The organism is Streptomyces sp. NPDC104381, from assembly GCF_055583745.1.
In genome coordinates, this window is the sequence record NZ_JBVJNK010000006.1 from 120864 (window position 1) to 145914 (window position 25051).

Below are 25051 nucleotides of genomic sequence, written 5' to 3' on the forward strand. Positions count from 1 at the left end.
CCTGTGGGGCCGGTACGGGGCCCGGTGGCCCCGGCGGCGGTCGCGGACACCCCCGGGCCACGCCGAGGCCGTCTCCCGAGCCGTGAGGATTCGCACGGCGTTCACAAAGCCCGGTAAGGCGGCTGAGCAGTGCGTTGATCGGCGCGATGATCGATTTCCGGGCGGTGGCGCATTTCCCGTGCATAATCCACGCGGCCCGGGCCGTTGATCAATTTCATTGGCCACGCACGCTAAGGGCCGTACGGGTGATCGAGGTCCGAACGGAGTACGGAAAGTTCACCATCCGGAATCCGGCAAAACGGGACGTTCGGCACCTTCTTGAGGGCTTCCGGCACCTGTGACGCGTGTGTTTCGGCTCGGTCGTACGCCCGCTCCGACCTGCGAATATCGCCTTCCGGAAGGCTCCCGCAGCACGTTCGTGTCTCAGTTGTCAAGCCCCGAGATATGCCCTGACCTGCGAAAACGCCATTCAGGAGAAGCCGTTCTCGTGTTACTCTGGATAGCCACGGAAGGGGTACCTGTCACATGACGTTCAAGGTTGGCGACACCGTGGTCTATCCCCATCACGGGGCCGCGCTGATCGAGGCTATCGAAACTCGCCAGATCAAAGGCGTGGACAAGACCTACTTGGTGCTCAAGGTCGCCCAGGGCGACTTGACGGTTCGTGTGCCGGCGGACAATGCGGAGTTCGTCGGTGTGCGTGACGTGGTCGGGCAGGAAGGGCTGGACCGGGTCTTCGAGGTGCTGCGCGCGCCGTACGCCGAAGAGCCGACGAACTGGTCCCGACGCTACAAGGCAAATCTCGAGAAGCTCGCCTCCGGCGATGTCATCAAGGTCGCCGAAGTAGTGCGCGACCTGTGGCGTCGCGAGCGCGAGCGCGGACTCTCCGCAGGTGAGAAGCGCATGCTCGCCAAGGCCCGCCAGATCCTGGTGAGCGAGCTCGCCCTCGCGGAGAACACGAACGAGGACAAGGCCGAGGCACTGCTCGACGAGGTCCTCGCGTCCTGAACCGGACGGCAGCCGGTGATGTCGACGTCACCGGTCGTCGGACGACGCCGGTGACCGGATGACACCGGCGCCCACCGGACCCGGTAATGAAAAAATGTGCCGCGGTGCCCGCTGACCAGCCGTCTTCACGGCGAGTCGTCGGGCGCTGCGGCATGTTCGGACCCGGGAGCAGGATCCGCCCGGAAACCCGCCCGGGAAACGGACATCCATCCGGAAGAATGCCGACACGCCGCGCGCCGTCCCCTTCGGCATCCTCCACCGGTCCTCTCCGATCCCCGGCCGGCCGGGGATCACGGAAGGGTCCCGGTCGAGCCGAGGCGCAGCGCCCGGCTGTTCCCCGACCTACGGTCGGGGCACGCCCAGGCCATACCCATGTCGGCCGTGGAAACAAACCTGCCGAAGCTGCGGAGTGCAACCGATGTCACCGATGCCACCGACGCCTGCTGAACCGAGCCCCTCGCGCACCGCGGCGGTGATCCCCGCGGCGGGCCGCGGCGTCCGGCTCGGCCCCGGTACCCCGAAGGCGCTGCGCGCGCTCGGCGGTACCCCGATGCTCATCCACGCCGTACGCGCGATGGCCGCGTCCCGCGCCGTCACCCTCGTCGTCGTGGTCGCGCCGCCGGACGGCGCGCCCGAGGTCAAGAACCTCATCGACGGGCACGCGCTGCCCGAGCACACCGACTACGTCGTCGTCCCCGGCGGTGCGACACGCCAGGAGTCCGTGAGGCTGGGCCTGGACGCCCTGCCGGACGACGTCTCCGTCGTGCTCGTCCATGACGCGGCCCGGCCCCTGGTGCCGGTCGACACCGTGGACGCCGTCATCGAAGCCGTACGGGACGGGGCTCCGGCCGTGGTTCCCGCGCTTCCCCTCGCCGACACCGTCAAGGAGGTCGAGCCGGGTGAGCCGGGCGCGCCGGAGCCGGTCCTGTCGACGCCCGTACGGGCGCGGCTGCGGGCCGTGCAGACGCCCCAGGGCTTCGACCGGCACACGCTCGTCAAGGCGCACGGGAGCGTCGCCGTCGACGGCGAGGGGGCGACCGACGACGCGGGCATGGTCGAGCAGCTGGGCTCGCAGGTCGTCGTCGTGCCCGGGCACGAGGAAGCGTTCAAGGTGACCCGGCCGCTGGACCTGGTCCTGGCCGAGGCCGTACTCGCACGCCGGAGGGCGAACGATGGATTCTGAGACAGCGGCGCGGCAGCAGGCCCCCCTGATCCCCCGTGTGGGCATCGGGACCGACATCCACGCCTTCGAGGAGGGCCGCGAGCTCTGGTGCGCGGGCCTGCTGTGGGAGGGCGAGGGCCCCGGTCTCGCCGGGCACTCCGACGCCGACGTCGTGGCGCACGCCGCCTGCAACGCCCTGTTCTCGGCCGCCGGGCTCGGTGACCTGGGGCAGCACTTCGGCACCGGCCGCCCCGAGTGGTCGGGTGCGTCCGGTGTCACCCTGCTGACCGAGGCCGCCCGGATCGTGCGCGCCGAGGGCTTCGGGATCGGCAACGTCGCCGTACAGGTCGTCGGTCTCCGGCCGAAGATCGGCAAACGGCGCGACGAGGCGCAGAAGGTGCTGTCCGAGGCGGTCGGTGCCCCCGTCTCGCTCTCCGCCGCGACCTCCGACGGCCTCGGGTTCACCGGCCGGGGCGAGGGCATCGCGGGTATCGCCACGGCCCTGGTCTACCGCGCCGAAGGCTGAGCCGAAGCGGCCCGGAGGGCGGGGCGGGGCATCGCGACCGCCCCGGGCACGTCCGGCCGCCTGCCCTCGGAACCCCGCCCGGCTTATTGCACATGGCTTGCACGTACGCTGGTACGGCAAGTCATGTGCGGTACGGCCGAGAGCGAGGGTGAGCGTCAGTGGTGAGCGCGACCGCCGGTGCGACGAGGGTGCCGGACGCGCCGGCCGGGGCGGACGGGTACGTCCTGCGGACCGCCACCGCGCGGGACGTCGGCGGCGCCCGCGCCGTGATGCTGGACACCGTCTACCACGACCTGCGCTCCGGCTACGTACCCCGCTGGCACGCCGACATCATCGACCTGGAGGGCGCCTACCTGCTCCCCGAGCGCTGCACCCTCCTGGTCGTCGTGCGCGGTGACGAGGTCGTGGCGACGGGGGCGGTACGGGACCGGGGCCCCCAGGCGCCGCCCAATCCGCAGTGGGTCGCGGACCGCTTCCCGTCCGGGTCGACGGCCCAGCTGTGCCGGATCTACGTACGCCCCGAGCACCGCAGGCACGGCCTGGCCCGCAGGCTGGTGCGCGAGCTCGGCGACTTCGCCGCGCGGGCCGGCGGCTACACCTCGCTCTATCTGCACACCGACCCCGCCGTGCCGGGCGCCGAGCCGTTCTGGCGGTCGCTCGCCCAGGAGGTCTGCGACGAGCGCGCGCTGCCGGACGGCGGTCAGGGCATCGTCCACTTCGAGCTGCCGATGCCCGCCCCCCGGGGCCTCGCCGCCTCGCACATCAGATGACAATCGTTTCCATATAGGGTCTCCGTCATGCCTACGCCCCGAATCCGCCGCTCCCCGCTGCGGGCCGTCGCCGCCACCGCCGCGCTGCTGCTCCCGCTCGCCGCCTGCTCGTCGTCCGGCGGCTCCGGGGCGTCCGGCGACGCACAGCGGCTCAGGGTCGTCATGGCCTTCCCGCCCGCCCAGGCCATGTCCCCGTACGGGGACGACGCGGTCACCCTCAGCCGGCTCGCCGTCGTCGAGGGCCTCACCACCCTGGACAGGAACGGCGCCGCCGAGCCGTCGCTCGCCGCGTCCTGGAAGCAGGACGACCCCACCACCTGGACGTTCACCCTCCGCGACGCCGTCTTCCAGGACGGCGCGAAGGTCGACCCCGACGCCGTCGTCCGGTCCCTCACCGCCGCGAGCAAGGCGTCCCCGCTGCCCCGGGTGCTGTCCGACACCACCCTGAAGGCGGCGGCCACAGGCGCCCATACCGTACGGATCGTCACCGGGGAGCCCGACCCGCTGCTCCCACAGCGGCTCGCCAACCCGTCCCTCTCGATCCTGTCCGCCCCCGCCTACCGGGGCGGCAAGGTGAACCCCGCAGGACACGCCACCGGACCGTTCACCCTGACCGACGTCAAGGGCGCGGTCGCCGCCACCCTCGAACGCAACGCCCACTACTGGGGCGGCAAGGCGAAGGCCCCGGGCGTCGACGTCACCTTCGCCGCCGACGGCACCGCCCGCGCCAACGCGCTGCGCACGAAGGCCGTCGACGTCGCCGAGTACGTACCGATCGCGCAGGCGTCCCTGCTCGGCGACTCGTACGTCCACGAATTCCCGTCCGCCCGGACCAACGGCCTCTCGCTCAACACGGAACACGGAGTCTTCGCCGACCCGGCCATGCGCGCCGCCGCCCGCGAGGCCATCGACTCCAAGGCGCTCGTCGACGGCGTGTACGAGGGGCGGGCCGACACCGCCCAGGGGCTCCTCGGCCCCGGCATCCCCTGGGCCGCCGACCAGCGCACCGCACCCACCGGCCGCACCCCGGCGGCGAGCCGCGCCGACGTCGCGAGGACGAAGGAGATCGTCCTCGCCACCTACACCAACCGGCCCGAGCTCCCCGAGGTCGCGACCCTCGTCCAGCAGCAGCTGGAGAAGCGCGGCTTCACCGTCAGGCAGGTCGTCCGCGACTACGCGCAGATGGAGGCCGACGCGCTCGCCGGGAAGTACGACGCGTTCATCCAGGCCCGCAACACCCTCCTGGACACCGCCGACCCCGTCTCCTACCTCGCCTCCGACTTCACCTGCGACGGCAGCTTCAACATCTCCCAGCTGTGCGACGAGCGGGTCGACGCCGCGGTCGCCGAGGCCGCCTCGCTCACCGCCACGGACGCCCGCCACCGGGCCGGGATGACCGCCGAGGCAGCCGTCCTCGGTGCCGACGCCCTCGTCCCGCTCGTCCACGAACGCTTCGTCCAGGGCTACGACGACGCCCGCGTCGAAGGCGTCGCGCTCGACCCGATGGAACGCACCCTCATCACCGCCGACACCCACATCGGGTGACCGCGTGAAGTACCTGGCCGGGCGGCTCGGCGCGCTCCTGGCCGTCGTCGCCGTCATCGGCCTGCTGCCCAGGCTGACCCGCACCGACCCGGCGCTGACCATCCTGCACGCCCGCTACGCGGACCGGCCGCCCACACCGGCCGTCCTCGACGCCATCCGCGCCGGGACCGGCCTCGACGGCGGCCCGCTGCACGTCCTCGGCACCTGGGCGTCCGGACTGCTCCGCGGCGACCTGGGGGAGTCCTGGGTCTCCGGACAGCCCGTCGGCCCCGACGTGACCTCCGCCCTCGGCGTCTCCCTCACCCTCATGGGCGTCTCGCTCGCCGTCGCCGTCCTCCTGGCGCTCGCCCTCGCCGCCCGTACGCTCCGCCGGGGCGCCCGCCGGACGCTCGTCACCACCCGGGCCGGCGTCGGCGCGGGCGTGCTCGCCGCCCTGCCGGAATTCCTCCTCGCCGCGGTGCTGGCCACCGTCCTCGCCGTACAGCTGGGCTGGTTCCCCGCCCTCGGCTGGGGCGGGCCCGAGCAGCTCGTCCTGCCCGCCCTCGCCATGGGCGTCCCCGCCGGCGCCCTCCTCGGACGGCTGCTCGACGACGCGCTGCCCGCCGCGTTCGCCGAACCCTGGGCGCGCGCCGCCACCGCCCACGGGCTCCCCGCACGCCGGATCGCCGTACACGCCCTGCGCCGCACCCTGCCCGCGCTGCTGCCCCAGCTCGGCCTCGTCGTCGTCGGACTCACCGGCGGCGCGGTCGCCGTCGAGACGCTCTACGCCATACCCGGGCTCGGCGGTACGGCGCTGGCCGCCGCCCTCGCCCAGGACCTCCCCGTCCTCCAGGCCTGCGTGCTCCTCCTGCTCCTCCTGGGCGTCGCCGCCGGACTCGCGGCCCGCCTCGGCTCCCGGGCCCTGCTCGGCCCCGCACGGGCCGACGGCGCCCTCCCCCCGCTCGTCGCACCACCCCTCCCCACCGGCCGCGCCGTGGCCGCCGGGGCAGTGGTCCTGGGCGCCGTCCTCGCCGCCGTCGTCATCACCGGTCTCCTGCGCGACCCCCTGTACGCCGACACCGCCGCCCGCCTCGCGACCCCCTCCGCCTCCCACCCGCTGGGCACCGACTCCCTGGGCCGCGACCTCCTCGCCCGCCTCGGCCACGGCGCGGCCAGGACCGTGCTCACCGCCGTCGCCGTCAGCGCCGTCACCCTCCTCCTCGGACTGCTCGCCGGAGCCGCCCGCGCGGGCGCCCTCACCGAGACCGCCAACGCCCTGCCCGCCGTCCTGGCCGGCCTCGTCGTCGCGGGCATCGTGGGCCCCGGCCCCTGGGGCGCCGCCGCAGCCGTCGCCGCCGTCGCCTGGGCCCCCCTCGCCGCCCACACATCCGCGCTGTACGCCCAGGAACGCGCCGCCCCGCACATCGCCGTGGCCCGCGCCCTCGGGGCCGGACGGTGGCACCGGCTGCGCCGCCACATCCTGCCCGGCGTCCTCCCGCCCGTCGTACGCCACGCCGTCCTGCGCATCCCCGCGATCGCCCTGGCCCTCGCCTCCCTCGGCTTCCTGGGCCTCGGCACCCCTGCCCCCGCACCGGAATGGGGCCGCATGCTCTCCGAGAACATGCCCTACGCCGAACGCGCCCCCTGGGCCGTCCTCGCCCCCGCCGCGGGCCTCGCCGCCCTCGGCGCGCTGGCGGTGCTGACCTCGGCCGCCGTACGCAGCCGTGGGCGCCGATGACGACGGCCACCGAGACCACCACCCCCGCGCCGAAGTCCTACCTCCGGCTCCTGACCGCCACCCAGTTCGCCTTCAACACCGGCTTCTACGCCGTCCTGCCCTACCTGGCCACCCACCTCGGCGACGGACTCGGCATGGCCGGCTGGCTCGTCGGCCTCGTCCTCGGCCTGCGCACCTTCAGCCAGCAGGGCCTCTTCGTCGTCGGAGGCGCCCTCACCGACCGCTACGGCCCCCGCCCCGTCGTCCTCACGGGCTGCGTCCTGCGCATCGCCGGATTCTGCTGGCTCGCCCGGGCCGGCACCACCGCCACCGTCATCGGCGCCGTCCTCCTCATCGGCTTCGCCGCCGCGCTCTTCTCGCCCGCCGTGGAATCCGAGACCGCCAGGGCCGCCGTCGCCCACGAGACCGCGACCGGGACGCCACGCGCCCAGGTGCTGGCCGTCTTCTCCGCCGCCGGACAGGCCGGCGCGTTCCTCGGCCCCCTCCTCGGCAGCCTCCTGCTGCTCCTGGGCGGCGACTTCCGCACGGCGTGCCTCGCCGGAGCCGTCGTCTTCGTCGGCGTACTCGCCGGACACGCCCGCCTCATGCCCCGACGGCCGCGCCGCGCCCGGACCCCCCGTCACAGCGCCTTCCTGTCCCGCGAGGTCTTCGCCAACCGGCCCTTCCTCCTGCTCTGCCTCGTGTACAGCAGCTACCTGGTCTCCTACAACCAGCTCTACCTCGCGCTCCCCGCGGAGGTGGAACGCGCCACCGGCTCCCAGAACGCGCTCGGCGGACTCTTCGCGCTCTCCTCCCTGCTCGTCGTCGTCGCCCAGCTGCCACTGACCCGCTGGTCCGCCCACCGCCTCGCGCCCCGCACCGCCCTCGTCGCGGGGCTCGCCGTCGTCGCCGGCGGATTCGGCGCCGTACCCCTCGCCCCGGACGGGCCCGCCGGACTGCTCCCCGCCGCCACGCTCGTCGTCCTGCTCACCCTCGGCCAGATGCTCCTGGTCCCCGCCGCCCGCGGCCTCGTACCCGACCTGGTCGACGACCACCGGCTCGGGCTCGCCACCGGCGCCCTCTCCTCCGTGTCCGGCCTCGCCGTCCTCGTGGGCAGCGCCGCCACCGGGACGCTCCTCGACGCCCCCGGACCCGTCCTGTGGACGGTGCTCGCGGCTGTCCCCCTGACCGGCGCGGCACTCGCCCTGACCCTGTCCGGCAGGCGGCGCGCGCCGGGATCCCGTACCACCGTCACCGATTAGTTGTGACACGTTTTCCACAGGGGGCGCTGGGCACTGGTGCGGGCCCACTACCCTTGAGGGGTGACTATTCGCCTGCATGACACCAACGCCCGGCAGATCCGTGACTTCGTCCCGCTCACCGCGGGCTGTGTCTCGATCTACCTCTGTGGCGCGACTGTCCAGGCCGCCCCGCACATCGGGCACATCAGGTCCGGGCTGAACTTCGACATCATGCGCCGCTGGTTCGAATACCGCGGATACGACGTGACGTTCATCCGGAATGTCACCGACATCGACGACAAGATCATCAAGAAGGCCCAGGAGCAGGGCCGCCCCTGGTGGGCCATCGGCTACGAGAACGAGCGCGCGTTCAACGCGGGCTACGACGCCCTCGGCTGCCTCCCGCCCACGTACGAACCGCGCGCCACCGGCCACATCACCGAGATGGTCGAGATGATGCGCGGCCTCATCGAGCGCGGCCACGCCTACGAGGCCGACGGCAACGTCTACTTCGACGTCCGCTCGTACGAGGGATACCTGGAGCTCTCCAACCAGGACCTGGACGACCTGCGCCAGCCCTCCGGCGACAACGAGACCGGCAAGCGGGACAAGCGCGACTTCGCCATGTGGAAGGCCGCCAAGCCGGGCGAGCCCAGCTGGGAGACCCCCTGGGGCCGCGGCCGCCCCGGCTGGCACCTGGAGTGCTCCGCCATGGCGCACAAGTACCTCGGCAGCGCCTTCGACATCCACGGCGGCGGCATCGACCTGATCTTCCCCCACCACGACAACGAGATCGCCCAGGCCAAGGCCTTCGGCGACGAGTTCGCGAAGTACTGGGTGCACAACGGCTGGGTCACCCTGTCCGGCGAGAAGATGTCGAAGTCCCTCGGCAACTCCGTGCTGGTCAGCGAGATGGTCAAGCAGTGGCGCCCGATCGTCCTGCGCTACTACCTCGGCACCCCGCACTACCGGTCCATGATCGAGTACAGCGAGGAGTCGCTCCGCGACGCCGAGTCCGCCTTCGCGCGGATCGAGGGCTTCGTCCAGCGCGTGGTCGAGAAGGCCGGACCGGTCGAGGCCGCCGCCGAGGTCCCGCCCGCCTTCGCCGAGGCCATGGACGACGACCTCGGGGTCCCGCAGGCGCTCGCGATCGTCCACACCACCGTCCGCCAGGGCAACTCCGCCCTCGCCGCCGACGACAAGGAAGCCGCCGTCGCCCGCCTCGCCGAGGTCCGCGCGATGCTCGGCGTCCTCGGACTCGACCCGCTCGATCCCCACTGGGCCGGCGAGAGCGACCGCGGCGAAGACCTCCACGGCGTCGTCGACACCCTCGTACGCCTCGTCCTCGACCAGCGGCAGTCCGCCCGCGCACGCAAGGACTGGCCCGCCGCCGACGCCATCCGCGACCAGCTCAACCAGTCCGGCCTCGTCATCGAGGACAGTCCCAGCGGACCCCGATGGACACTCGGACCGCGCTGAGCGGACCCTCGCATCCGTGCGTGAGCAGCGCAGATGTGCCGCCCGGCCGTCCGGGCGGCACACTTTCACTTGACGACGTCTTTCTGAAGCAACGAAACAGGTAGGTCATGGCCGGGAACAGCCAGCGCAGGAACCGCCGCACGTCCAACAAGAAGGGCATGCAGGTCGGCAGCGGCGGTAACCGACGCCGTGGTCTCGAAGGCAAGGGACCGACGCCGCCCGCCTCCGCCCGCAAGGGACACAAGAAGAACAGGGTGGCGAACGCCCAGGCCAAGCAGGCTGCGGCCCGCCGCCCCGCCCCGCGCCGCGGTGGCACCAAGGGCACGTCGGAGATGGTGGTCGGCCGTAACCCGGTCTTCGAGGCGCTGCGCGACGGCGTGCCCGCGACCACCCTCTACGTCCAGCAGTACATCGACAACGACGAGCGGGTCCGCGAGGCCCTCCAGCTCGCCGGTGAGCGCGGCAACATCAACCTCATGGAGGCCCCGCGCCCCGAGCTCGACCGGATGACGAACGGCCTGAACCACCAGGGCCTCGTCCTCCAGGTCCCGCCGTACGAGTACGCGCACCCGGAGGACCTCACCGCCGCCGCGTACGACAACAACGAGGACCCGCTGATCGTCGCCCTCGACGGCGTCACCGACCCCCGCAACCTCGGCGCGATCGTCCGCTCCGTCTCCGCCTTCGGCGGCCACGGCGTCGTCGTCCCCGAGCGCCGGGCGGCCGGCATGACGGCCGGGGCCTGGAAGTCCTCGGCCGGCACCGCGGCCCGTACGCCGGTCTCCCGCGTCACCAACCTGACCCGCGCCCTGGAGGGCTACCAGAAGGCAGGCCTGACCGTCGTCGGCCTCGCCGCCGACGGCGAGCACACCGTCGAGGACCTGGAAGCACTGGCGGGCCCCGTCGTCATCGTCATCGGCAGCGAGGGCAAGGGCCTCGGCCGCCTGGTCGGCGAGACCTGCGACTACCGGGTCCGGATCTCCATGCCGGGTGGCGCCGAGTCCCTGAACGCCGGGGTCGCCGCCGGCATCGTGCTGTACGAGGTGGCCCGCCGCAGGGCGTGACGCGCGTGGCCCGGCCCGGTGGGCCGGCCTGGTCGGTCCGGCGTGGTCGGTCCGGGCAGGTCGGTCCGACGCCGGTCCGGTTCTGACGGTCCGGCGTGGGACCCGGCGGCTCCCGAGCCGCTGGGCCCGCTGGTCTCCCCGCGCCGCCGGGCCCTACACCTCTCCGCGCCTCCGGGTGTCCGCCGGCCCTTCTCAGGCCGTCAGACCCGCCAGCCGCGCCCGCATCAGCACCGCGATCGTGAAGCCGTCCGTGACGCGCCCGTCGCCGACCATCGCCTCCGCCTCCGCGAACGGCACGGTCACACAGCCGCGAATGCCCTCGCCCGTCTCCAGGGGTCCCACGTCGTCGATCCGTGCCGCGAAGAGCGCCACCCGGTCGGCCGTCGTGCCCGAATCGGGGTGCAACTCCCCGAGCGGAACGACCTCCAGCACCTCCGCGCCGATCTCCTCCCTCAGCTCCTTCGCCACGTTCTCCACGGCGGACAGCCCCGGCGAGCCGAACCCCCGCGGCACCTCCCAGTGCCAGGAACGCGTCGCATGACGGAAGTGCTCCACCAGCACCACCCCGCCGTCGAGCAGCGGCAGCACCGCGCACCCGGGCTCCGGTGCCGCGCCGACCGACCGGATGTACGCACCGGTGGAGCCGTCCGGGAAGCGCACGGGATCCCGGAGCAGAGTGATGTAGCGGTCGCTGTACATCACACCGCCGGCCTCCGCGACCGCTTCCGGGTCGCTGAGGATCTCGATCCCCCCGGCCCGGTTGACGAACAGATCAGGGCGCTCGACGCGCAGCCGCTCGTAAGACTCGGTACCCATCCCGGGTGTTTTCCCGCCCCTCGCCGTGTTCAGACATCCCGCGTACCCCGCCGGGTTCACACATGCGGCGACTGCTGATCGGCCTGCCCCCGGCGCGGGCTCGACCCCGTCTCCACGACACGGCCGCCGTAGGACTTCAGGATCTCCTCCCAGTCCTTGCGCACATTGCGCAGCTGGAGCGACGGCAACGTCAGCGAATGCCCCAGCCCACTGCGCGCCCCACGGCCCTCCCGGTCGAAGAACTCCAGCCGCACGCTCAGCGCACCCGCCAGCGCCGTGGCCATCTGGAGCGAACCCGCCAGCAGCGAGACCTCCTCACCCGCCGTCACCTGCAAGGCGATCCCCGCGGACTCCAGAACCAGCGCCACCTTCATCTCCCGCTGGAAACCCTGCTGCGAACCGCTCACCTTCCGCGCGGCCCGCAGCATCCCCCGGTGCAGCCTGGCCACATCACCCGTACCGGCGCGGAACTCCTCCGGCGTGGGCACGCGCCCGTCCCGGAAGCTGCCCCGCACGAAGGAGTCCAAGGCGTTCACATAGCCGTTCCACTCCTCGGTGGTCCGCAGCCGCGTGATGTCGGACAGCGACAAGGCGCCGTAGGAACGCGGACCGTCCACGGCACGGTGCAGCGCATCCGCGAACACGTCGCGCAGCAGCAGACCGATCTGCTCCGGATCGTCAGGACGGCTGCGGACATCGTCACGCAGCTCCTGGAGCGTGGTCCTCGGCGGAGAGCCCGGCGGAGTCAGAGCCGTGACACCGCTCGCCTTGGGAACCCCCAGGTTGTACAGCAGGTCCACCAGCTGCTTGGCGGCCACGACGTGCTCGCCCTCCCGCAGCAGACCCTCGTGCACCTCGGTGCCCGGCCGGGTCAGGAACTCCTTGTACACCGCCTCACGCGTGATCGTCGCGTACAGGTCCTGCTGCGTGGCCCACCGGGCGATGTCCGTGAGGATGCCCTCCTTCATCGCCCGGGCCTGCGCCAGACCGATGTCCAGATGCTTCGTCAACGGCGCCTCACGCAGGCGCATGAGGGTCGTGAGACTGCTGGAGAAGAACTGGTTGATGCGCTCCGTGGCCTCCCGGTTCGCCTCGTCGTCCCAGTCGAAGCGCACCAGGGCCGGTTCGGCCTCGTCGGTGAGCAGCCGCTGCCACGCACGGTGGACCTGCGGGACATTGGTCCAGGCGAACTCGGCACCCGGATCGCGCTCGGAGTACAGGAACGGGACGAGCGCCCTCCCGTTCAGCAGATCGACGAACGCCTGCCGTTCGGACGGATCGGCCGAGGGCAGATAGTTGACCGAAACCGCTTGGTTGTTGATGAAGTACGCCCGGTTGACCACCAGAGTCCCGCTGTTGACCAGAGCACGTCGCAACTCCGCCGCAGCCGCACCCACATGGTCGGGGGAGCGCCCGGCCGGAGCGTTCGCGCGCTGCCGCGCCGCAGCCAGATCGCCCGGCAGCCACTGGTTGTCCAGAGCCTGAGCCATCACCGGATAGCGGGAGAGATCCTTGAAGATGAGCTGCTGTCCGGCCACTGTGTCCCATTCCCCTGCGCTCAATGTCCCCGAAAGCTGTGCTGGTTGACGTACAGCGGACGTACGGGAGTTCCCGTGGACCGCAGGTTGGCCGGATTTTGACGGGTCTCGGACACTTCGGACGCGTCAAGGCAGTGTCCTAATCACACATCACTCGGTTAGATGAGTGTGGACACCAGAACGCCTCGGTTCGACGACCAACCCGCCCTGAGCATGACGAAGGTGGACAGCGACCCCGCGCAGGTCATCGTCAGCCACGCCAGCTTCCGGGTACAGCTCGCCCCGGGCCAGCGCACCCGTCTGCGCCCCCTGGGCTCCGCCGGACCGGCCAGGATCCCCGCCATGAGCGGCGCGGGCGGCCGCAGGCGGGCTCCCGTCGTCTGGAGCGGCAGGTCCGAGCCGGGCGACCCCGGAGCGACCGGACTCCTGCAGGCCGTACGGAACTCCACCGCCGGCCACCTCGACGCCCGCCCCGGCAGCGCGTACGGCACGGGCCACGACGACACGGGCGGCGGCACCCAGGTCATCCCCCGCCTCGACGAGACCCAGCCGAACCCCGTACTGCGACCGCCCCACCAGGGCGGAAGCGGCCGCACCGGCCCCCTTCTGCCCCCCATGCGGCAGGCCGTCGGCGCCTACGACACCGTCGACACCCCACCCCACGACCCGTACGACATCACCCGCGACGACGACCCCGGGACCGAGGACACCACTTCCACCGGGGAACGACGCCACTCCGGCGACACCGTCCGGCACGCCTACTACCCCGGCCGCCGGATGAACCTCGGCGTCGTGCTCCTCCCGCTGCGCGTCATCCTCGGCTTCCTCGCCATCTACGCCGGCATGGGCAAGCTCTGCGACCCCGCCTACTTCGACGACGGCGACCGCGGCTCCATGGTCAGGTGGCTGAACTCGCTGCACCCCTGGTCCGCCGCCGGACCCCTGCGCGACTTCGCGCTCGCCCACCCCGTCGCCACCGGCCTCTCCGTCGCCTTCCTCCAGGTCGTCGTCGGCGTCCTCACCGTCCTCGGACTCTGGCAGCGCGTCGCGGCGGCCTTCGGCGCCCTGCTCTCCGCCGCCGTCCTCGTGACGGTCAGCTGGCGCACCGCCGCCACCTACGACACCACCGACCTCATCCTGCTGGCCGCGTGGAGCCCGCTCGTCATCGCCGGTGCCCCCGTCTACTCCCTCGACGGACGTCTCGCGGGCGAGGCCTGGCGCACACTCGGCCCGCGCTCCGGCATCTGGGACCTCCGCCGCCGCGTCCTGCGCCGCGGCACCGCGGTCGCCACCGTCGTCGTCGGCCTGACCCTCCTGACCGGCTCCATGCTCGGCGGGGCGGTCCGCTCCACCGAGGTCGTCACCGTGCCGGGCCCCGACAGCTACCCGACCAACCAACTGCCCGGATCGCCGCTCCCCGACGAGACCAAGGGCAAGAAGCGCAAGCCCTCCAGCACCCCGGAGAACCGCGCCCCCGAGACCTCCCCCTCCAGCGCCCCGGGCACCCCGTCGGCCGAGGAGTCCACCCCGGGCTCCGACTCCGGACGTGACTCCGGGCCGACGGCCGGGGCGAGCACCGGCCAGCCCAGCCAGACCCAGGGCACCGGCCAGGCACCCCCGCAGGAACCGTCCCCGCAGGAGCCCCCGGCCGGCGACCCCGGCCCCAGCTCGTCCGGTTCCGACGGTTCCGGTGGCGGCACGACCGGTGGCTCGGACGGCGGCTCCGACGGAGGATCCGACGGCGGCGGCTCGTCCGGCGGCGCCGGACGGAATCCCATCGGCGGCCTGCTCGGCTGACGCCGCCACCCCACACCACGAGGGCGGCCACCGGACATCCGGTGGCCGCCCTCGCGCACGTACGGGAGACGGTTCAGCCGCCCGCGTGGGCGCCCAGCTCCTTCGCCGCCTCCGTCAGGTCCTTCGCGGTGTCGATGGCCCGCCAGTACGCCCCATGAGGCAGCGGAAAACCGGCCAGCCGGCGCTCACGGGCCAGCCGGGGGAACGTCGTCCGCTCATGGTCGCCACGGTCCGGCAGCATCCCGGTGAACGCCGGCGCGAACACGTACACACCCGCGTTGATCAGATACGGCGACGGCGGCGACTCGATGAAGTCGGTGATGTGCCCGAACGCGTCCGTCTCCACGGCACCCCACGGGATCCGCGGGCGGGCCAGCGCGAGCGTCGCGGTGGCGTCCCGCTCGGCGTGGAACGCGGCCATCTCGCGCAGCGAGAAGCGCGTCCAGATGTCCCCGTTCGTCGCGTACCAGGGCTCCGACGGGTCGGGCAGCCGCGCCGCGGCATGCTTGAGACCGCCGCCCCGGCCCAAGGGCTCGGTCTCGACGACGGTCGTGACACGCAACGGAAGATCGGCCGAAGCCAGCCACTCCTGCAGCACATCGGCGAGATGGCCGCACGAGATCACGGCGTCGGTGACGCCCTCGGCGGCCAGCCAGGACAGCTGATGGCCGATGATCGGGGTCCCGGTCCCCGGGATCTCGACCATCGGCTTGGGGCGGTCATCGGTGTACGGGCGCAGCCGTGAGCCCTGACCACCCGCCAGGATCACGGCCTGCGTCGGAAACGTATGCATGCGAGGCACGATATGCCGTGCCCGCGCACACCCCGCTCAGCTGAACTGGGCGACGCCCGAGGCGAACGAGGTGTCGCACACCGGACGGGAGAAACGGTGGGCACGGGTCGGACCGTACTGGTCCACGGCTGCCTTGCCGAGCGCCCTGGCGATCGACATGCAGTGCTTCGCGAGGGACGGACGCCCCTCGACGGTGCGCTGGAGGCTCGTCAGCGCGACACCCGGGTCCTTCTCACGGAGTTCCAGCAGGAGCTTGTCCCGCAGAACGTCCTGAGGTGCCCGGGCCTTCGCCTGCTTGGAGACGGTCTCCGAGGCGGCGGTCAGCAGCTGGGTCTCGGTGTCCTGCCCCGACCACTGCACACGGGTGACCGCGAGGGTCCCGGACAGAACCATGACGACGGGCAGGACGAGAGCGAGGGTTCGGCCGATTCGGCGCGCGGTATGGGTCACGCAGGCGAGCGTAGCGGGCAGTGATGACTTGGCGACATTTCGTCACCCCTGCGGGGGATGGTTCGAGAGCCCTTTTCGAATCGGGCGTTGACGCGCAGGGGCGAATTGACCGGTGTGCCGGGGTATTTGGGGCCGATCAGCCCCGAAACCCGATTCCGCCCGCGACACGCGAACGGCCCCGCGTCCTCGGGAGGACGCGGGGCCGCTGAAGCGCGGAACTCAGTCGGTCGTACGGATCACGCGGATCAGTCGGTGAGACGCTCACCGGTCGAGGTGGCGAAGACGTGCAGCTCGTCCGGGCGCGGCACGACGTGCAGCTCGGTGCCCTTCTCCGGGACGGCACGGCCGCCGACGCGGACGACCAGGTCCTTGTGCTCGCCACCGACCTGCGCGGCACCGTAGACGAAACCGTCGGCGCCGAGCTCCTCGACCACGTTGACGGAGACGGCCAGACCGGCCGGGGCGTCGGAGGAGGCCTTGGAGAGGCCGGTCGCGGCGGCGCCGCCGTGCTCGACGATGTCGAAGTGCTCGGGGCGGATGCCGACCGTGACGGTGGTGTCACCACGGTTGGCGGCGGCGGTGAGCGCCTCGCGGGAGACCGGGACGACGCTGTTGCCGAACTTCACGCCACCGTCGGTGATCGGGACCTCGACGAGGTTCATCGCCGGGGAGCCGATGAAGCCGGCCACGAAGAGGTTCGCCGGGCGGTCGTACATGTTGCGCGGCGAGTCGACCTGCTGGAGCAGACCGTCCTTGAGGACCGCGACGCGGTCGCCCATGGTGAGGGCCTCGACCTGGTCGTGGGTGACGTACACGGTGGTGATGCCGAGGCGGCGCTGCAGCGAGGCGATCTGCGTACGCGTCGAGACACGGAGCTTGGCGTCGAGGTTCGACAGCGGCTCGTCCATGAGGAAGACCTGCGGCTCACGCACGATGGCACGGCCCATCGCCACACGCTGACGCTGACCACCGGAGAGCGCCTTCGGCTTGCGGTCCAGGTAGTCGGTGAGGTCCAGCATCTTGGCGGCCTCTTCGACCTTCGCCCGGATCTCGGTCTTGTTCACACCGGCGATCTTGAGGGCGAAGCCCATGTTGTCCGCGACGGACATGTGCGGGTAGAGCGCGTAGTTCTGGAACACCATGGCGATGTCCCGGTCCTTCGGGGGCAGGTGCGTGACGTCGCGGTCACCGATGCGGATCGCACCGCCGTTGACGTCCTCGAGACCCGCGAGCATGCGCAGGGAGGTCGACTTGCCACAACCGGAAGGACCGACGAGGACGAGGAACTCACCGTCCGCGATGTCGATCTCGAGCTGGTCCACAGCCGGCTTCGTGGAGCCGGGGTAGACGCGGGACGCCTTGTCGAACGTGACACTGGCCATAGCGATGCTTCTCCTCCACCGGCAGGAACGTGCCGGACGATCCGAGTAAGGGAGTGGTGTGGTCCACTGGAGTGAACCTGAGGTGACGCTACCTGGCGTTTTCGAATATGTCAGTAGTCCTGAGACCACGAAAAATTCGCCAGCGTCCGGCAGAGCAACGCACTTTTGACCCCGCCGTTGTCACGGCACTTCCTGCTTCCGCGCCCTCTGCCGACCGGACGCGCCCCTGAGGGGCACATCCGCCCGGTCTTACATGGGCTCCACAGGCATCACGGCCGACGGCCCGTCGGTCCGTACCGCTCGTCGTCACGCCGCCAGCAGCACGTCCGGCAGCTCCGACGCCTTGATCACAGCGGGGGCCATCCGCCCCGGCGGCAACGCGGAGGCCACGAGCCGGTACAGCCGCATGCCCTCGTCCCGCAGGTTCCGCGCCGCATTCACATCACGGTCATGCGCAGCGCCGCACTCCGCGCACGTCCACTCCCGCACCGACAGATCGAGCGACGGCGCCTTGGCATGGCAGTCGGAACACCGGCGCGTCGACGGGAAGAAACGGTCGACGATCACCAGCGTCCGGCCGTACCACGCGCACTTGTAACGAAGCTGCCGCAACAGCTCCCCCCAAGCCGCATCCATGATCGACCGACTGAGCCCGGCCTTCTGCCGACGCCCTGTCCCGACCGCCGGCCGCAGCAGATTCATGATGGCCAGGTCCTCCACCACGAGCACTTGGTTCTCGCGCACGAGGCGGGTGGTCAACTGGTCCAGCATGTCCCTGCGCACATCGCTGATCAGGGCATACAGTCGAGCGATACGCTCCCTGGCCTTCCTTCGGTTCGCCGACCCCTTCCTCTTCCGGTGCAGCCCCCGCTGCAGCCGCGCCAGCTCCTTCTCGTACTTCCGCAAGAGCCGCGGATGACCCACCTTCGTCCCGTCGTCCAGCGTCACCAACGCCGCCAGACCCAGATCGATCCCTACCGCCTCCGGTTCACGCCCACCCGGCAGGAACACGGCAGGCAACGGCTCGATCCGCTCCTCGACGAGAACGGACACGAAGTACCGGCCGGCACGGTCCCGCATCACGGACAGCTTCACCGGATCCACGCCCACCGGCAACGGCCGCGACCACCGCACATCGAGCGGCTCCGACTGCTTCGCCAGCGTCAACCGCCCCGTACCCGGAAGCTCCGCATCCTCCACCCACCGGAAGCCCGTCCGCACATACGTCGCCGAGTCCCGCGAGCGGTGCTTCCTCTTCCGCTGCGGATACTTCGCCGACTGCTTGAAGAAACGCGTGAACGCCCCGTCCAGATGTCGCAACGACTGCTGCAGCACCGTCGACGACACCTCACGCAGCCAGCCCGTCTCCGACGCCTGCCGCCACCCCGTCAACGCACGGCACGACTCGGCGAACCCCACCGACACCCGATGCTGCTCCCAGGCGCCGACGCGCAGGGCCAGCCCTTCGTTGTAGACCCAGCGGCAGGCCCCGAAGGTCATCTCCAGCTGCTCGGCCTGCGCCGGAGTCGGATAGAAGCGGTAGCGGTACACGCGCTGCTGCGTGCCGGGCTGCTTGGTCCGGCTCTTCATGGCGGTGGACGCGCGGCCGTGGTGTTTCTTGCGGTCGGCGATGCCCAGGGCGCCGCGTTTGATGCGCTCGGCCTCTTCCCCCGCCACCCGTACCGGCTGGTCCACCGTGTCCGTCATGCCCGCTCCCCCGACCGTCCGATATGCGGACCAGTACGTCAGTCCTCTTAACGCACGGGTGGTCGGATGGTCACGGTGGCGGCGAAACTTCGTGGAGCGGTGGGTGGGCCGCTGTGTAGAGTGAGGGCTTGCGCGCGCGGTTTTGGCGTGCGAAGTGCCGCCTTAGCTCAATTGGCAGAGCAGCACCTTTGTAACGTGCAGGTCGTCGGTTCGATTCCGACAGGCGGCTCAAATCCCCAGGTCAGCGCCATGCTGGCCTGGTTTTTTGTTGCCCGAAGGGGTACCCGGGCGGGCTTGAGGCGCTGGTGCAGGAGTACGGCATCGAGGTGGCGTAGGCGGGCCGGCTGCCTGGTGCGTGGGGGTCCTGCTCAGTGCTTCTGTGTGCCCGGGGCCCCCGTGCGGAGGCCGTCCATGACGAGGTCCAGGAGGCGGGTGGCGCGGGGTTGCCAGTCGCCGTGGGGGTCGAGTTGCCAGAGGCCGGCTATGGCGAGGACGAAGTCGTCGCCGGTGACGCCCGGGCGGATGGTGCCGGCCTCCTCGTTGGTGCGGAGCAGGAGTTCCGCCGCGGTCGTCACCGGGGTGTGGCCCGGTTTGGCCGGGCTTCCGGGGGTGCTGGTGGCCTGGCGGATGGCGTCGGCGAGGCCGGCCTTGGTCATGGCGAACCGGGCGAGGTGGTCCATCCACGCGCGCAGGGCGCGGTCCGGTTCGTGGGTCCTGATGAGCTCGGTCGCGGCGTCGGCGACCTGGTGCATCTCGTGGCGGTATATCTCGAGGACGAGCGCTTCGCGGCTGGGGAAGTTGCGGTAGAGCGTGCCCTGTCCGACGCCCGCCTTCCTGGCGATCACGCTGAGCGGGGCGTCCGCGCAGAGGGTCAGCTCCTCCAGGGCGGTTTCCAGGATGCGTTCGCGGTTGCGCTGCGCGTCCGAGCGCAGGGGTGCGTCCCTCTCCTGTCGCACTCGTCCTCCTCGCGAGTTCGTGGCCGAATCCCGCCCTTGCCTAAGCGGACAATTGTCCACTACGTTTTTCCGTGAGCGGACAGCTGTCCGGTTAGGTTCACCTTAGCGGTGTTCGGCCCGGGCGGACAGTCCCACACCTCCTCCGATACGTCTTCGCTTCCTCCGTTTCCTCTTCCTGCCGGACCTTCCTCGTGAGGTGGTCCGGGTATGTGAAAGAAGGCTGATCATGGCCACAGCGCCCTCGTCGACGTACAGCGCCGTCACCCTGAACATCAACGGCGAGAAGCACACGCTCACCGTCGACCACCGCACCACCCTGCTCGACGCCCTGCGTGAGCGCCTCGACATGACCGGGACGAAGAAGGGCTGTGATCAGGGGCAGTGCGGCGCCTGTACGGTCCTGATCGACAAACGCAGAGCCGTTTCCTGTCTGCAGCTGGCGGTCGCGGCCGAGGGCCGGGAGATCACCACCATCGAGGGTGTCGCCGAGGGGGAGCAGCTGCATCCCGTGCAGCAGGCGTTCCTCGACCTCGACGGTTATCAGTGCGGGTACTGCACGCCCGGCCAGATCTGTTCGGCCGTGGCGGTGATCGAGGAGCATGCCGCGGGCTGGCCGAGTGCCGTCACCGACGACGTGCGGCCCGAGGCGGGTCCGCCGCCGCTGACGGCGGACGAGATCCGGGAGCGGATGAGCGGCAATCTGTGCCGCTGCGGTGCGTATGTGTCCATCGTGCAGGCGGTCGCCCGTGCGGCAGGGCTCCCGGCGGAGGCCGGCCCGGCCGTGGGGAACGCACAGGACGGGACGCGCGAGGGGGCGGCGGCATGAGGGAGTTCGGATACGAGCGCGCGGTCGATGTCTCCGGCGCTCTCGCGCTGCTCGACGCCGATCCGGATGCCCGCTTCCTCGGGGGCGGCACCAATCTGGTCGACCTGATGAAGACCGGTGTGGAGCGGCCCGGCAGGCTCGTCGACGTACGTGAGCTGCCGCTGGACCGTATCGAGCCGACCGGGGACGGTGGGCTGCGTATCGGTGCGACCGTCACCAACAGTGACCTCGCGGCTCATCCGGAGGTGCGCCGGCGGTATCCGGCCCTGGCCCAGGCGGTGCTGGCGGGTGCGTCCGGGCAGTTGCGCAACATGGCGACCGTGGGCGGGAATCTGCTCCAGCGCACGCGCTGCGGGTACTTCGCCGATGTGTCCGGTCCGTGCAACAAGCGGGTGCCCGGCAGTGGTTGCCCGGCGATCGAGGGTGAGCACCACAATCACGCGGTGCTGGGGGCGTCGGGGCATTGTGTGGCGACGCATCCGTCCGACATGGGGGTGGCGCTGACGGCGTTCGGTGCTGTCGTGGACTACGAGACGGCGGACGGGGTGGGCCGGTTGCCGCTCGGTGAGTTCTATCTGCCGGTGGGTGAGACCCCGCATCTGGAGACCGCTCTTCCGGCGGGGGCGTTGATCACCGGTGTCACGTTGCCGGCTGCCCCGGTGGCGGCCAACTCGCGCTATCGCAAGGTGCGGGAGAGGGCTTCGTACGCGTTCGCGATCGGCTCGATCGCCGCCGCGCTGGAGGTCCGGGACGGTGTGGTGCGGGAGGTGCGGCTGGCTTTCGGGGCGGTTGCCTCCCGGCCGTGGCGGGCCCGGGTGGCCGAGCGTGCTCTGACCGGGGGGCCGGCGGACGCGGGGGCGTTCGCCGCGGCCGCCGATGCCGAACTGGCGGCTGCCCAGCCGCTGCCGCACAACGGATACAAGGTGACACTGATGCGCAATCTCGTCGTCGCCGTGCTGAGTGAGCTCGCCGAGGAGGCCACCCGATGACCGCCGTCACGACCGGGGCCAGGGCGGCGAACGCCGTCGGGACCGCGCATACGCGGGTGGAGGGCCGGGACAAGGTCACCGGGGCGGCCCGGTACGCGGGGGAGATCCCCTTCGCCGGGCTGGCGCACGGCTGGCTGGTGCTGTCGACGGTCACCCGTGGCCGGGTCGTCGCGGTGGAGGCGGACGCGGTGCTGCGGATGCCGGGTGTACTCACCGTCCTGCACCACGGGAACGCCCCGCGGGTCGACACCGACTACACGGGCATGCTGGGGATGGTGCCGGACCCGACGATCGCCGTCTTCCAGCACGACAGGGTGCCGCACGCGGGCTGGCCCGTGGCGCTGGTCGTCGCCGAGACCTCCGAGCAGGCCAGGGAGGCGGCTGAGTCCCTGGTGGTGCGTTACGAGGAGGAGGCGCACGACGTCACCTTCCCGGGTGAGAACCCGGACGTGTCCACGGGTGCGGGGCCGGCCGGTCCGGGGGCGACGGAGAAGGGGGATCTGGAGGCCGAGTTGGCGGCGTCCGCGTTCGTGCTGGACGCCGAGTACTCCACTCCCGAGGAGCACCACAATTCCATGGAGCCGCACGCGGTGACGGCGCTGTGGGACGGTGGCCGGCTGGAGGTGGTGGACTCCAACCAGGGGACGGTGTGGGTGGCGGACGAGCTCGCGAAGCTGTTCTCGCTCGATCCGGCGTCGGTGCGGGTGCGGTCCGAGCATGTGGGCGGGGGCTTCGGGAGCAAGGGGGTCCGTGCGCATCAGGTGGCCGCGGTGATGGCGGCGACGGCGTTGTCGCGTCCGGTGCGGGTGGTGATGACGCGGCGCCAGATGTTCTCGCTCGCCGGGTACCGGAGTCCTACGACCCAGCGGGTCAGGCTCGGTGCCGATGGGGAGGGGCGGCTGCGTGCGCTGGAGCACCGGTGTCTGAGTCGTACGTCGACGGTGCACGAGTTCATCGAGTCGGGTGCGGGTCCGGCGCGGGTGATGTATGACGCGCCGGCGCATCACACGGTGAACCAGGTCGTGCGGCTCGATGTGCCGAGTCCTACGTTCATGCGTGCGCCTGGTGAGGCGCCGGGGTCGTTCGCGCTGGAGTCGGCGGTCGACGAGCTGGCGGAGAAGTGCGGTATCGATCCGATCGAGCTGCGTCTGCGTAACGAGCCCGAGGTGGGTCCGGTGTCCGGGCTGCCGTTCAGCACGCGTAATCTGCCGGCCTGTTTTCGGGAGGGGGCGCGCAGGTTCGGGTGGGCGGACCGTGATCCGCGGCCGGGTGTCCGTCGTGAGGGGCGCTGGCTGCTGGGTACGGGGACGGCTGCGGCTTCGTTCTTCGCGGGGGCGGCTCCGTCCACGGCGGCGGTGACCGCGGAGGCCGATGGGACGTTCACGGTGCGGATCAACGCCGCGGACATCGGGACCGGGGCGCGGACTGCTCTCACTCTGGTCGCGGCGGACGCCTTGGAGGTGCCGACCGAGCGGGTGCGCGTGCGGATCGGGGACAGTGATTTCGGTCCGGCGATGATCGCGGGTGGCTCGATGGGCACCCGGTCGTGGGCCTGGGCGGTCACGGCGGCGGCCGGGGAGCTGCGGGAGCGGCTCGCTCCGGGCGAGGGCATTCCGCCGGAGGGCATCACGGTGCGGTCGGACACGACGGCGGCTGTCGGGGCGCTGGCGCAGAAGGAACGGCATTCGTTCGGGGCGCAGTTCGCGGAGGTCGCGGTGGACGTGGCGACCGGGGAGGTGCGCGTGCGCCGGATGCTGGGTGTGTTCGCGGCCGGCCGGATCGTCAATCCGCTGACGGCGATGGGTCAGTTCAGGGGCGGGATGATCTGGGGTATCTCGATGGCCTTGCACGAGGAGGCGGTCAGGGACCGGAACACGGGTGCTCTGTACGGCGCGGATCTCGCGGGTTATCACGTCGCGACGAACGCGGATGTGCCGCTGGTGGAGGCGGACTGGGTGGACGATCCGGATCCGGACGACCCGGTGGGGATCAAGGGCATCGGTGAGATCGGGATCGTGGGGGCCGCGGCGGCGGTCGCCAACGCCGTCTGGCATGCGACGGGTGTGCGTCACCGGGCTCTGCCGATCAGGCCGGACCGTGTTCTCGCGGCAGGCACGCGTGCTTGACATCGCCGACCGGCTGGCGCGGTGGGTGGCGGAGGGGCGGGAGTTCGCCGTCGCCACCGTCGTGGCGGTCGGGGGGAGCGCGCCGCGTGGGCCGGGTGCGGCTCTCGCCGTGGACAGTGAGGGCACGGTCGTCGGTTCGGTCTCCGGTGGCTGTGTGGAGGGCGCGGTGTACGACCTGTGTGTGCAGGCGCTCCAGGACGGTGGGACCGTTCTCGAACGGTTCGGTTACAGCGATGAGGACGCTTTCGCGGTCGGGCTGACGTGTGGTGGTGTCATCGACGTCATGGTGACCCCGGTGGGGGCGGGGGCGCCGGCCCGTGAGGTGTTCAGGTCGGCGCTGTCGGCCGCCGCGGCGGGGGAGCCGATGGCGCTGGCGAGAGTGGTCGGGGGTCCGGACGGGCTGCTGGGCGGGGTCCTGCTGGTGCGTTCCGACGGGTCGTACGAGGGCTCGTACGGGGGTGAGTTCCCGGAGCTGGACGGGGTGGCGGCGGCGGAGGCGCGGGCGATGCTGGAGGCGGGGCGTACGGGCACCGTGGGGCTGGCGGAGGACGGGTCCCGGTGTCCGGGCGGTCTGACGTTGCTCGTGGAGTCGAGTCTGCCGCCGCCTCGCATGATCGTGTTCGGTGCGATCGATTTCGCCGAGGCGCTGGTGCGGGCCGGGAAGTTCCTCGGTTACCACGTGACGGTGTGCGACGCCCGTCCTGTGTTCGCGACCCGGGCTCGTTTCCCGGAGGCGGATGATCTGGTCGTGGACTGGCCGCACCGGTATCTGCGGGGTACGGGGACGGATGGGCGCACGGTTCTGTGTGTGCTCACCCATGACGCGAAGTTCGACATCCCGCTGCTGGAGCAGGCGTTGCGGTTGCCGGTCGCGTTCGTGGGGGCGATGGGTTCGCGCCGGACGCACGCGGATCGTGAGCGGAGGTTGCGGGAGGCGGGTCTGGGTGAGGAGGAGCTGGCCCGTCTCAGGTCGCCGATCGGTCTGGACATCGGTGCGCGCACGCCGGAGGAGACGGCTCTGTCGATAGCGGCGGAGATCGTCGCGCTCCGGCGCGGCGGGTCGGGCGTACCTCTGACGGGTTCGGCGGTGCCGATCCATCGTGACGGGGGTCGGCGGGGCGCGGCGGAGGCGGCCTGAGGGTTCGCGGGCCGGTCAGTGCCGGCCCGCGATGCGGTTCGG

General features: G+C 71.5%; 21 protein-coding genes and 1 tRNA gene. 15 read left to right on the top strand and 7 right to left on the bottom strand.

Going from position 1 to position 25051, the window contains the following annotated elements:
• Positions 1 to 525: 525 nt before the first annotated feature.
• The 9 genes from ACZ607_RS21630 (at position 526) to rlmB (ending at position 10491) form a co-directional block, all read left to right on the top strand.
• Positions 526 to 1008, top strand: a complete 483-nt coding sequence (locus ACZ607_RS21630; protein WP_006380568.1) for a CarD family transcriptional regulator — start codon at positions 526 to 528, stop codon at positions 1006 to 1008.
• Between the two features lie 418 nt (positions 1009 to 1426).
• Positions 1427 to 2191: a 2-C-methyl-D-erythritol 4-phosphate cytidylyltransferase gene (gene ispD / locus ACZ607_RS21635; RefSeq protein ID WP_469736889.1), complete on the top strand. Its 765-nt coding sequence runs from the start codon at positions 1427 to 1429 to the stop codon at positions 2189 to 2191.
• The gene (gene ispF, locus ACZ607_RS21640) at positions 2181 to 2696 is read left to right on the top strand and encodes a 2-C-methyl-D-erythritol 2,4-cyclodiphosphate synthase (protein WP_469736891.1); all 516 of its coding nucleotides are present in this window, start codon (positions 2181 to 2183) and stop codon (positions 2694 to 2696) included. Before ispD ends, ispF begins: the two co-directional genes overlap by 11 nt.
• Before the next feature lie 158 nt (positions 2697 to 2854).
• Entirely contained in the window at positions 2855 to 3466 is a 612-nt protein-coding gene (locus ACZ607_RS21645) for a GNAT family N-acetyltransferase (protein ID WP_469736893.1), read from the top strand.
• 27 nt (positions 3467 to 3493) lie between these two features.
• Entirely contained in the window at positions 3494 to 5011 is a 1518-nt protein-coding gene (locus tag ACZ607_RS21650; RefSeq protein ID WP_469736895.1) for an ABC transporter substrate-binding protein, read from the top strand.
• Positions 5012 to 5015: 4 nt separating this feature from the next.
• Positions 5016 to 6728 carry an ABC transporter permease subunit gene (locus ACZ607_RS21655; protein WP_469736897.1) on the top strand — a complete coding sequence of 571 codons (1713 nt, stop codon included), beginning with the start codon at positions 5016 to 5018 and terminating at the stop codon, positions 6726 to 6728.
• Positions 6725 to 7969 (top strand): MFS transporter, encoded by a 1245-nt coding sequence (locus tag ACZ607_RS21660; protein ID WP_469736899.1) that lies wholly within the window; start codon positions 6725 to 6727, stop codon positions 7967 to 7969. Before ACZ607_RS21655 ends, ACZ607_RS21660 begins: the two co-directional genes overlap by 4 nt.
• 60 nt (positions 7970 to 8029) lie before the next feature.
• Entirely contained in the window at positions 8030 to 9427 is a 1398-nt protein-coding gene (cysS, locus tag ACZ607_RS21665; protein WP_469736901.1) for a cysteine--tRNA ligase, read from the top strand.
• Between the two features lie 107 nt (positions 9428 to 9534).
• Positions 9535 to 10491: a 23S rRNA (guanosine(2251)-2'-O)-methyltransferase RlmB gene (gene rlmB / locus ACZ607_RS21670; protein ID WP_469736903.1), complete on the top strand. Its 957-nt coding sequence runs from the start codon at positions 9535 to 9537 to the stop codon at positions 10489 to 10491.
• Between the two features lie 192 nt (positions 10492 to 10683).
• Here rlmB and ACZ607_RS21675 read toward each other — a convergent pair whose 3' ends face one another.
• Complete coding sequence (locus ACZ607_RS21675) at positions 10684 to 11307, bottom strand: NUDIX hydrolase (protein WP_469736905.1); 624 nt, start codon at positions 11305 to 11307, stop codon at positions 10684 to 10686.
• Between the two features lie 56 nt (positions 11308 to 11363).
• Positions 11364 to 12845, bottom strand: coding sequence for a hypothetical protein (locus tag ACZ607_RS21680; RefSeq protein WP_469736907.1), 1482 nt, complete (start codon positions 12843 to 12845; stop codon positions 11364 to 11366).
• A gap of 162 nt (positions 12846 to 13007) precedes the next feature.
• Between ACZ607_RS21680 and ACZ607_RS21685 the strand changes: the two genes are divergently transcribed.
• The gene (locus ACZ607_RS21685) at positions 13008 to 14642 is read left to right on the top strand and encodes a DoxX family membrane protein (RefSeq protein WP_469736909.1); all 1635 of its coding nucleotides are present in this window, start codon (positions 13008 to 13010) and stop codon (positions 14640 to 14642) included.
• 73 nt (positions 14643 to 14715) lie between these two features.
• Here the strand turns inward: ACZ607_RS21685 and ACZ607_RS21690 are convergent, their stop codons facing one another.
• From ACZ607_RS21690 to ACZ607_RS21705, 4 genes are all read right to left on the bottom strand, one after another.
• Positions 14716 to 15435 carry a nucleotidyltransferase family protein gene (locus ACZ607_RS21690; RefSeq protein WP_469736911.1) on the bottom strand — a complete coding sequence of 240 codons (720 nt, stop codon included), beginning with the start codon at positions 15433 to 15435 and terminating at the stop codon, positions 14716 to 14718.
• Positions 15436 to 15471: 36 nt separating this feature from the next.
• The gene (locus ACZ607_RS21695) at positions 15472 to 15885 is read right to left on the bottom strand and encodes a hypothetical protein (protein WP_469736913.1); all 414 of its coding nucleotides are present in this window, start codon (positions 15883 to 15885) and stop codon (positions 15472 to 15474) included.
• 245 nt (positions 15886 to 16130) lie between these two features.
• Positions 16131 to 17267 carry an ABC transporter ATP-binding protein gene (locus ACZ607_RS21700; RefSeq protein ID WP_382990703.1) on the bottom strand — a complete coding sequence of 379 codons (1137 nt, stop codon included), beginning with the start codon at positions 17265 to 17267 and terminating at the stop codon, positions 16131 to 16133.
• 306 nt (positions 17268 to 17573) lie between these two features.
• The gene (locus ACZ607_RS21705) at positions 17574 to 18974 is read right to left on the bottom strand and encodes an RNA-guided endonuclease InsQ/TnpB family protein (RefSeq protein ID WP_469736916.1); all 1401 of its coding nucleotides are present in this window, start codon (positions 18972 to 18974) and stop codon (positions 17574 to 17576) included.
• Positions 18975 to 19130: 156 nt separating this feature from the next.
• Between ACZ607_RS21705 and ACZ607_RS21710 the strand changes: the two genes are divergently transcribed.
• Positions 19131 to 19203: transfer RNA gene (locus ACZ607_RS21710), tRNA-Thr, on the top strand.
• 139 nt (positions 19204 to 19342) lie between these two features.
• Here ACZ607_RS21710 and ACZ607_RS21715 read toward each other — a convergent pair.
• Positions 19343 to 19930: a TetR/AcrR family transcriptional regulator gene (locus tag ACZ607_RS21715; RefSeq protein ID WP_469736918.1), complete on the bottom strand. Its 588-nt coding sequence runs from the start codon at positions 19928 to 19930 to the stop codon at positions 19343 to 19345.
• A gap of 226 nt (positions 19931 to 20156) precedes the next feature.
• Here ACZ607_RS21715 and ACZ607_RS21720 point away from each other — a divergent pair, with 226 nt between their 5' ends.
• The 4 genes from ACZ607_RS21720 to ACZ607_RS21735 are packed head-to-tail and all read left to right on the top strand — an operon-like array spanning position 20157 to position 25009.
• Positions 20157 to 20756, top strand: a complete 600-nt coding sequence (locus tag ACZ607_RS21720; protein WP_469736920.1) for a 2Fe-2S iron-sulfur cluster-binding protein — start codon at positions 20157 to 20159, stop codon at positions 20754 to 20756.
• Positions 20753 to 21745, top strand: a complete 993-nt coding sequence (locus tag ACZ607_RS21725) for an FAD binding domain-containing protein (protein WP_469736922.1) — start codon at positions 20753 to 20755, stop codon at positions 21743 to 21745. Before ACZ607_RS21720 ends, ACZ607_RS21725 begins: the two co-directional genes overlap by 4 nt.
• Positions 21742 to 23871 carry a xanthine dehydrogenase family protein molybdopterin-binding subunit gene (locus ACZ607_RS21730; protein ID WP_469736924.1) on the top strand — a complete coding sequence of 710 codons (2130 nt, stop codon included), beginning with the start codon at positions 21742 to 21744 and terminating at the stop codon, positions 23869 to 23871. Before ACZ607_RS21725 ends, ACZ607_RS21730 begins: the two co-directional genes overlap by 4 nt.
• Entirely contained in the window at positions 23864 to 25009 is a 1146-nt protein-coding gene (locus ACZ607_RS21735) for an XdhC family protein (RefSeq protein WP_469736926.1), read from the top strand. Before ACZ607_RS21730 ends, ACZ607_RS21735 begins: the two co-directional genes overlap by 8 nt.
• Positions 25010 to 25051 lie beyond the last annotated feature (42 nt).

What these genes read in the sequence shown, in the direction of transcription:
- ACZ607_RS21630 (WP_006380568.1), top strand. Translation starts at nt 526, where the DNA reads ATGACGTTCAAGGTTGGCGACACCGTGGTCTATCCCCATCACGGGGCC.
- ispD (WP_469736889.1), top strand. Translation starts at nt 1,427, where the DNA reads ATGTCACCGATGCCACCGACGCCTGCTGAACCGAGCCCCTCGCGCACC.
- ispF (WP_469736891.1), top strand. Translation starts at nt 2,181, where the DNA reads ATGGATTCTGAGACAGCGGCGCGGCAGCAGGCCCCCCTGATCCCCCGT.
- ACZ607_RS21650 (WP_469736895.1), top strand. Translation starts at nt 3,494, where the DNA reads ATGCCTACGCCCCGAATCCGCCGCTCCCCGCTGCGGGCCGTCGCCGCC.
- ACZ607_RS21660 (WP_469736899.1), top strand. Translation starts at nt 6,725, where the DNA reads ATGACGACGGCCACCGAGACCACCACCCCCGCGCCGAAGTCCTACCTC.
- rlmB (WP_469736903.1), top strand. Translation starts at nt 9,535, where the DNA reads ATGGCCGGGAACAGCCAGCGCAGGAACCGCCGCACGTCCAACAAGAAG.
- ACZ607_RS21675 (WP_469736905.1), bottom strand. Translation starts at nt 11,307, where the DNA reads ATGGGTACCGAGTCTTACGAGCGGCTGCGCGTCGAGCGCCCTGATCTG.
- ACZ607_RS21685 (WP_469736909.1), top strand. Translation starts at nt 13,008, where the DNA reads ATGAGTGTGGACACCAGAACGCCTCGGTTCGACGACCAACCCGCCCTG.
- ACZ607_RS21690 (WP_469736911.1), bottom strand. Translation starts at nt 15,435, where the DNA reads ATGCATACGTTTCCGACGCAGGCCGTGATCCTGGCGGGTGGTCAGGGC.
- ACZ607_RS21700 (WP_382990703.1), bottom strand. Translation starts at nt 17,267, where the DNA reads ATGGCCAGTGTCACGTTCGACAAGGCGTCCCGCGTCTACCCCGGCTCC.
- ACZ607_RS21705 (WP_469736916.1), bottom strand. Translation starts at nt 18,974, where the DNA reads ATGACGGACACGGTGGACCAGCCGGTACGGGTGGCGGGGGAAGAGGCC.
- ACZ607_RS21720 (WP_469736920.1), top strand. Translation starts at nt 20,157, where the DNA reads ATGGCCACAGCGCCCTCGTCGACGTACAGCGCCGTCACCCTGAACATC.
- ACZ607_RS21725 (WP_469736922.1), top strand. Translation starts at nt 20,753, where the DNA reads ATGAGGGAGTTCGGATACGAGCGCGCGGTCGATGTCTCCGGCGCTCTC.
- ACZ607_RS21730 (WP_469736924.1), top strand. Translation starts at nt 21,742, where the DNA reads ATGACCGCCGTCACGACCGGGGCCAGGGCGGCGAACGCCGTCGGGACC.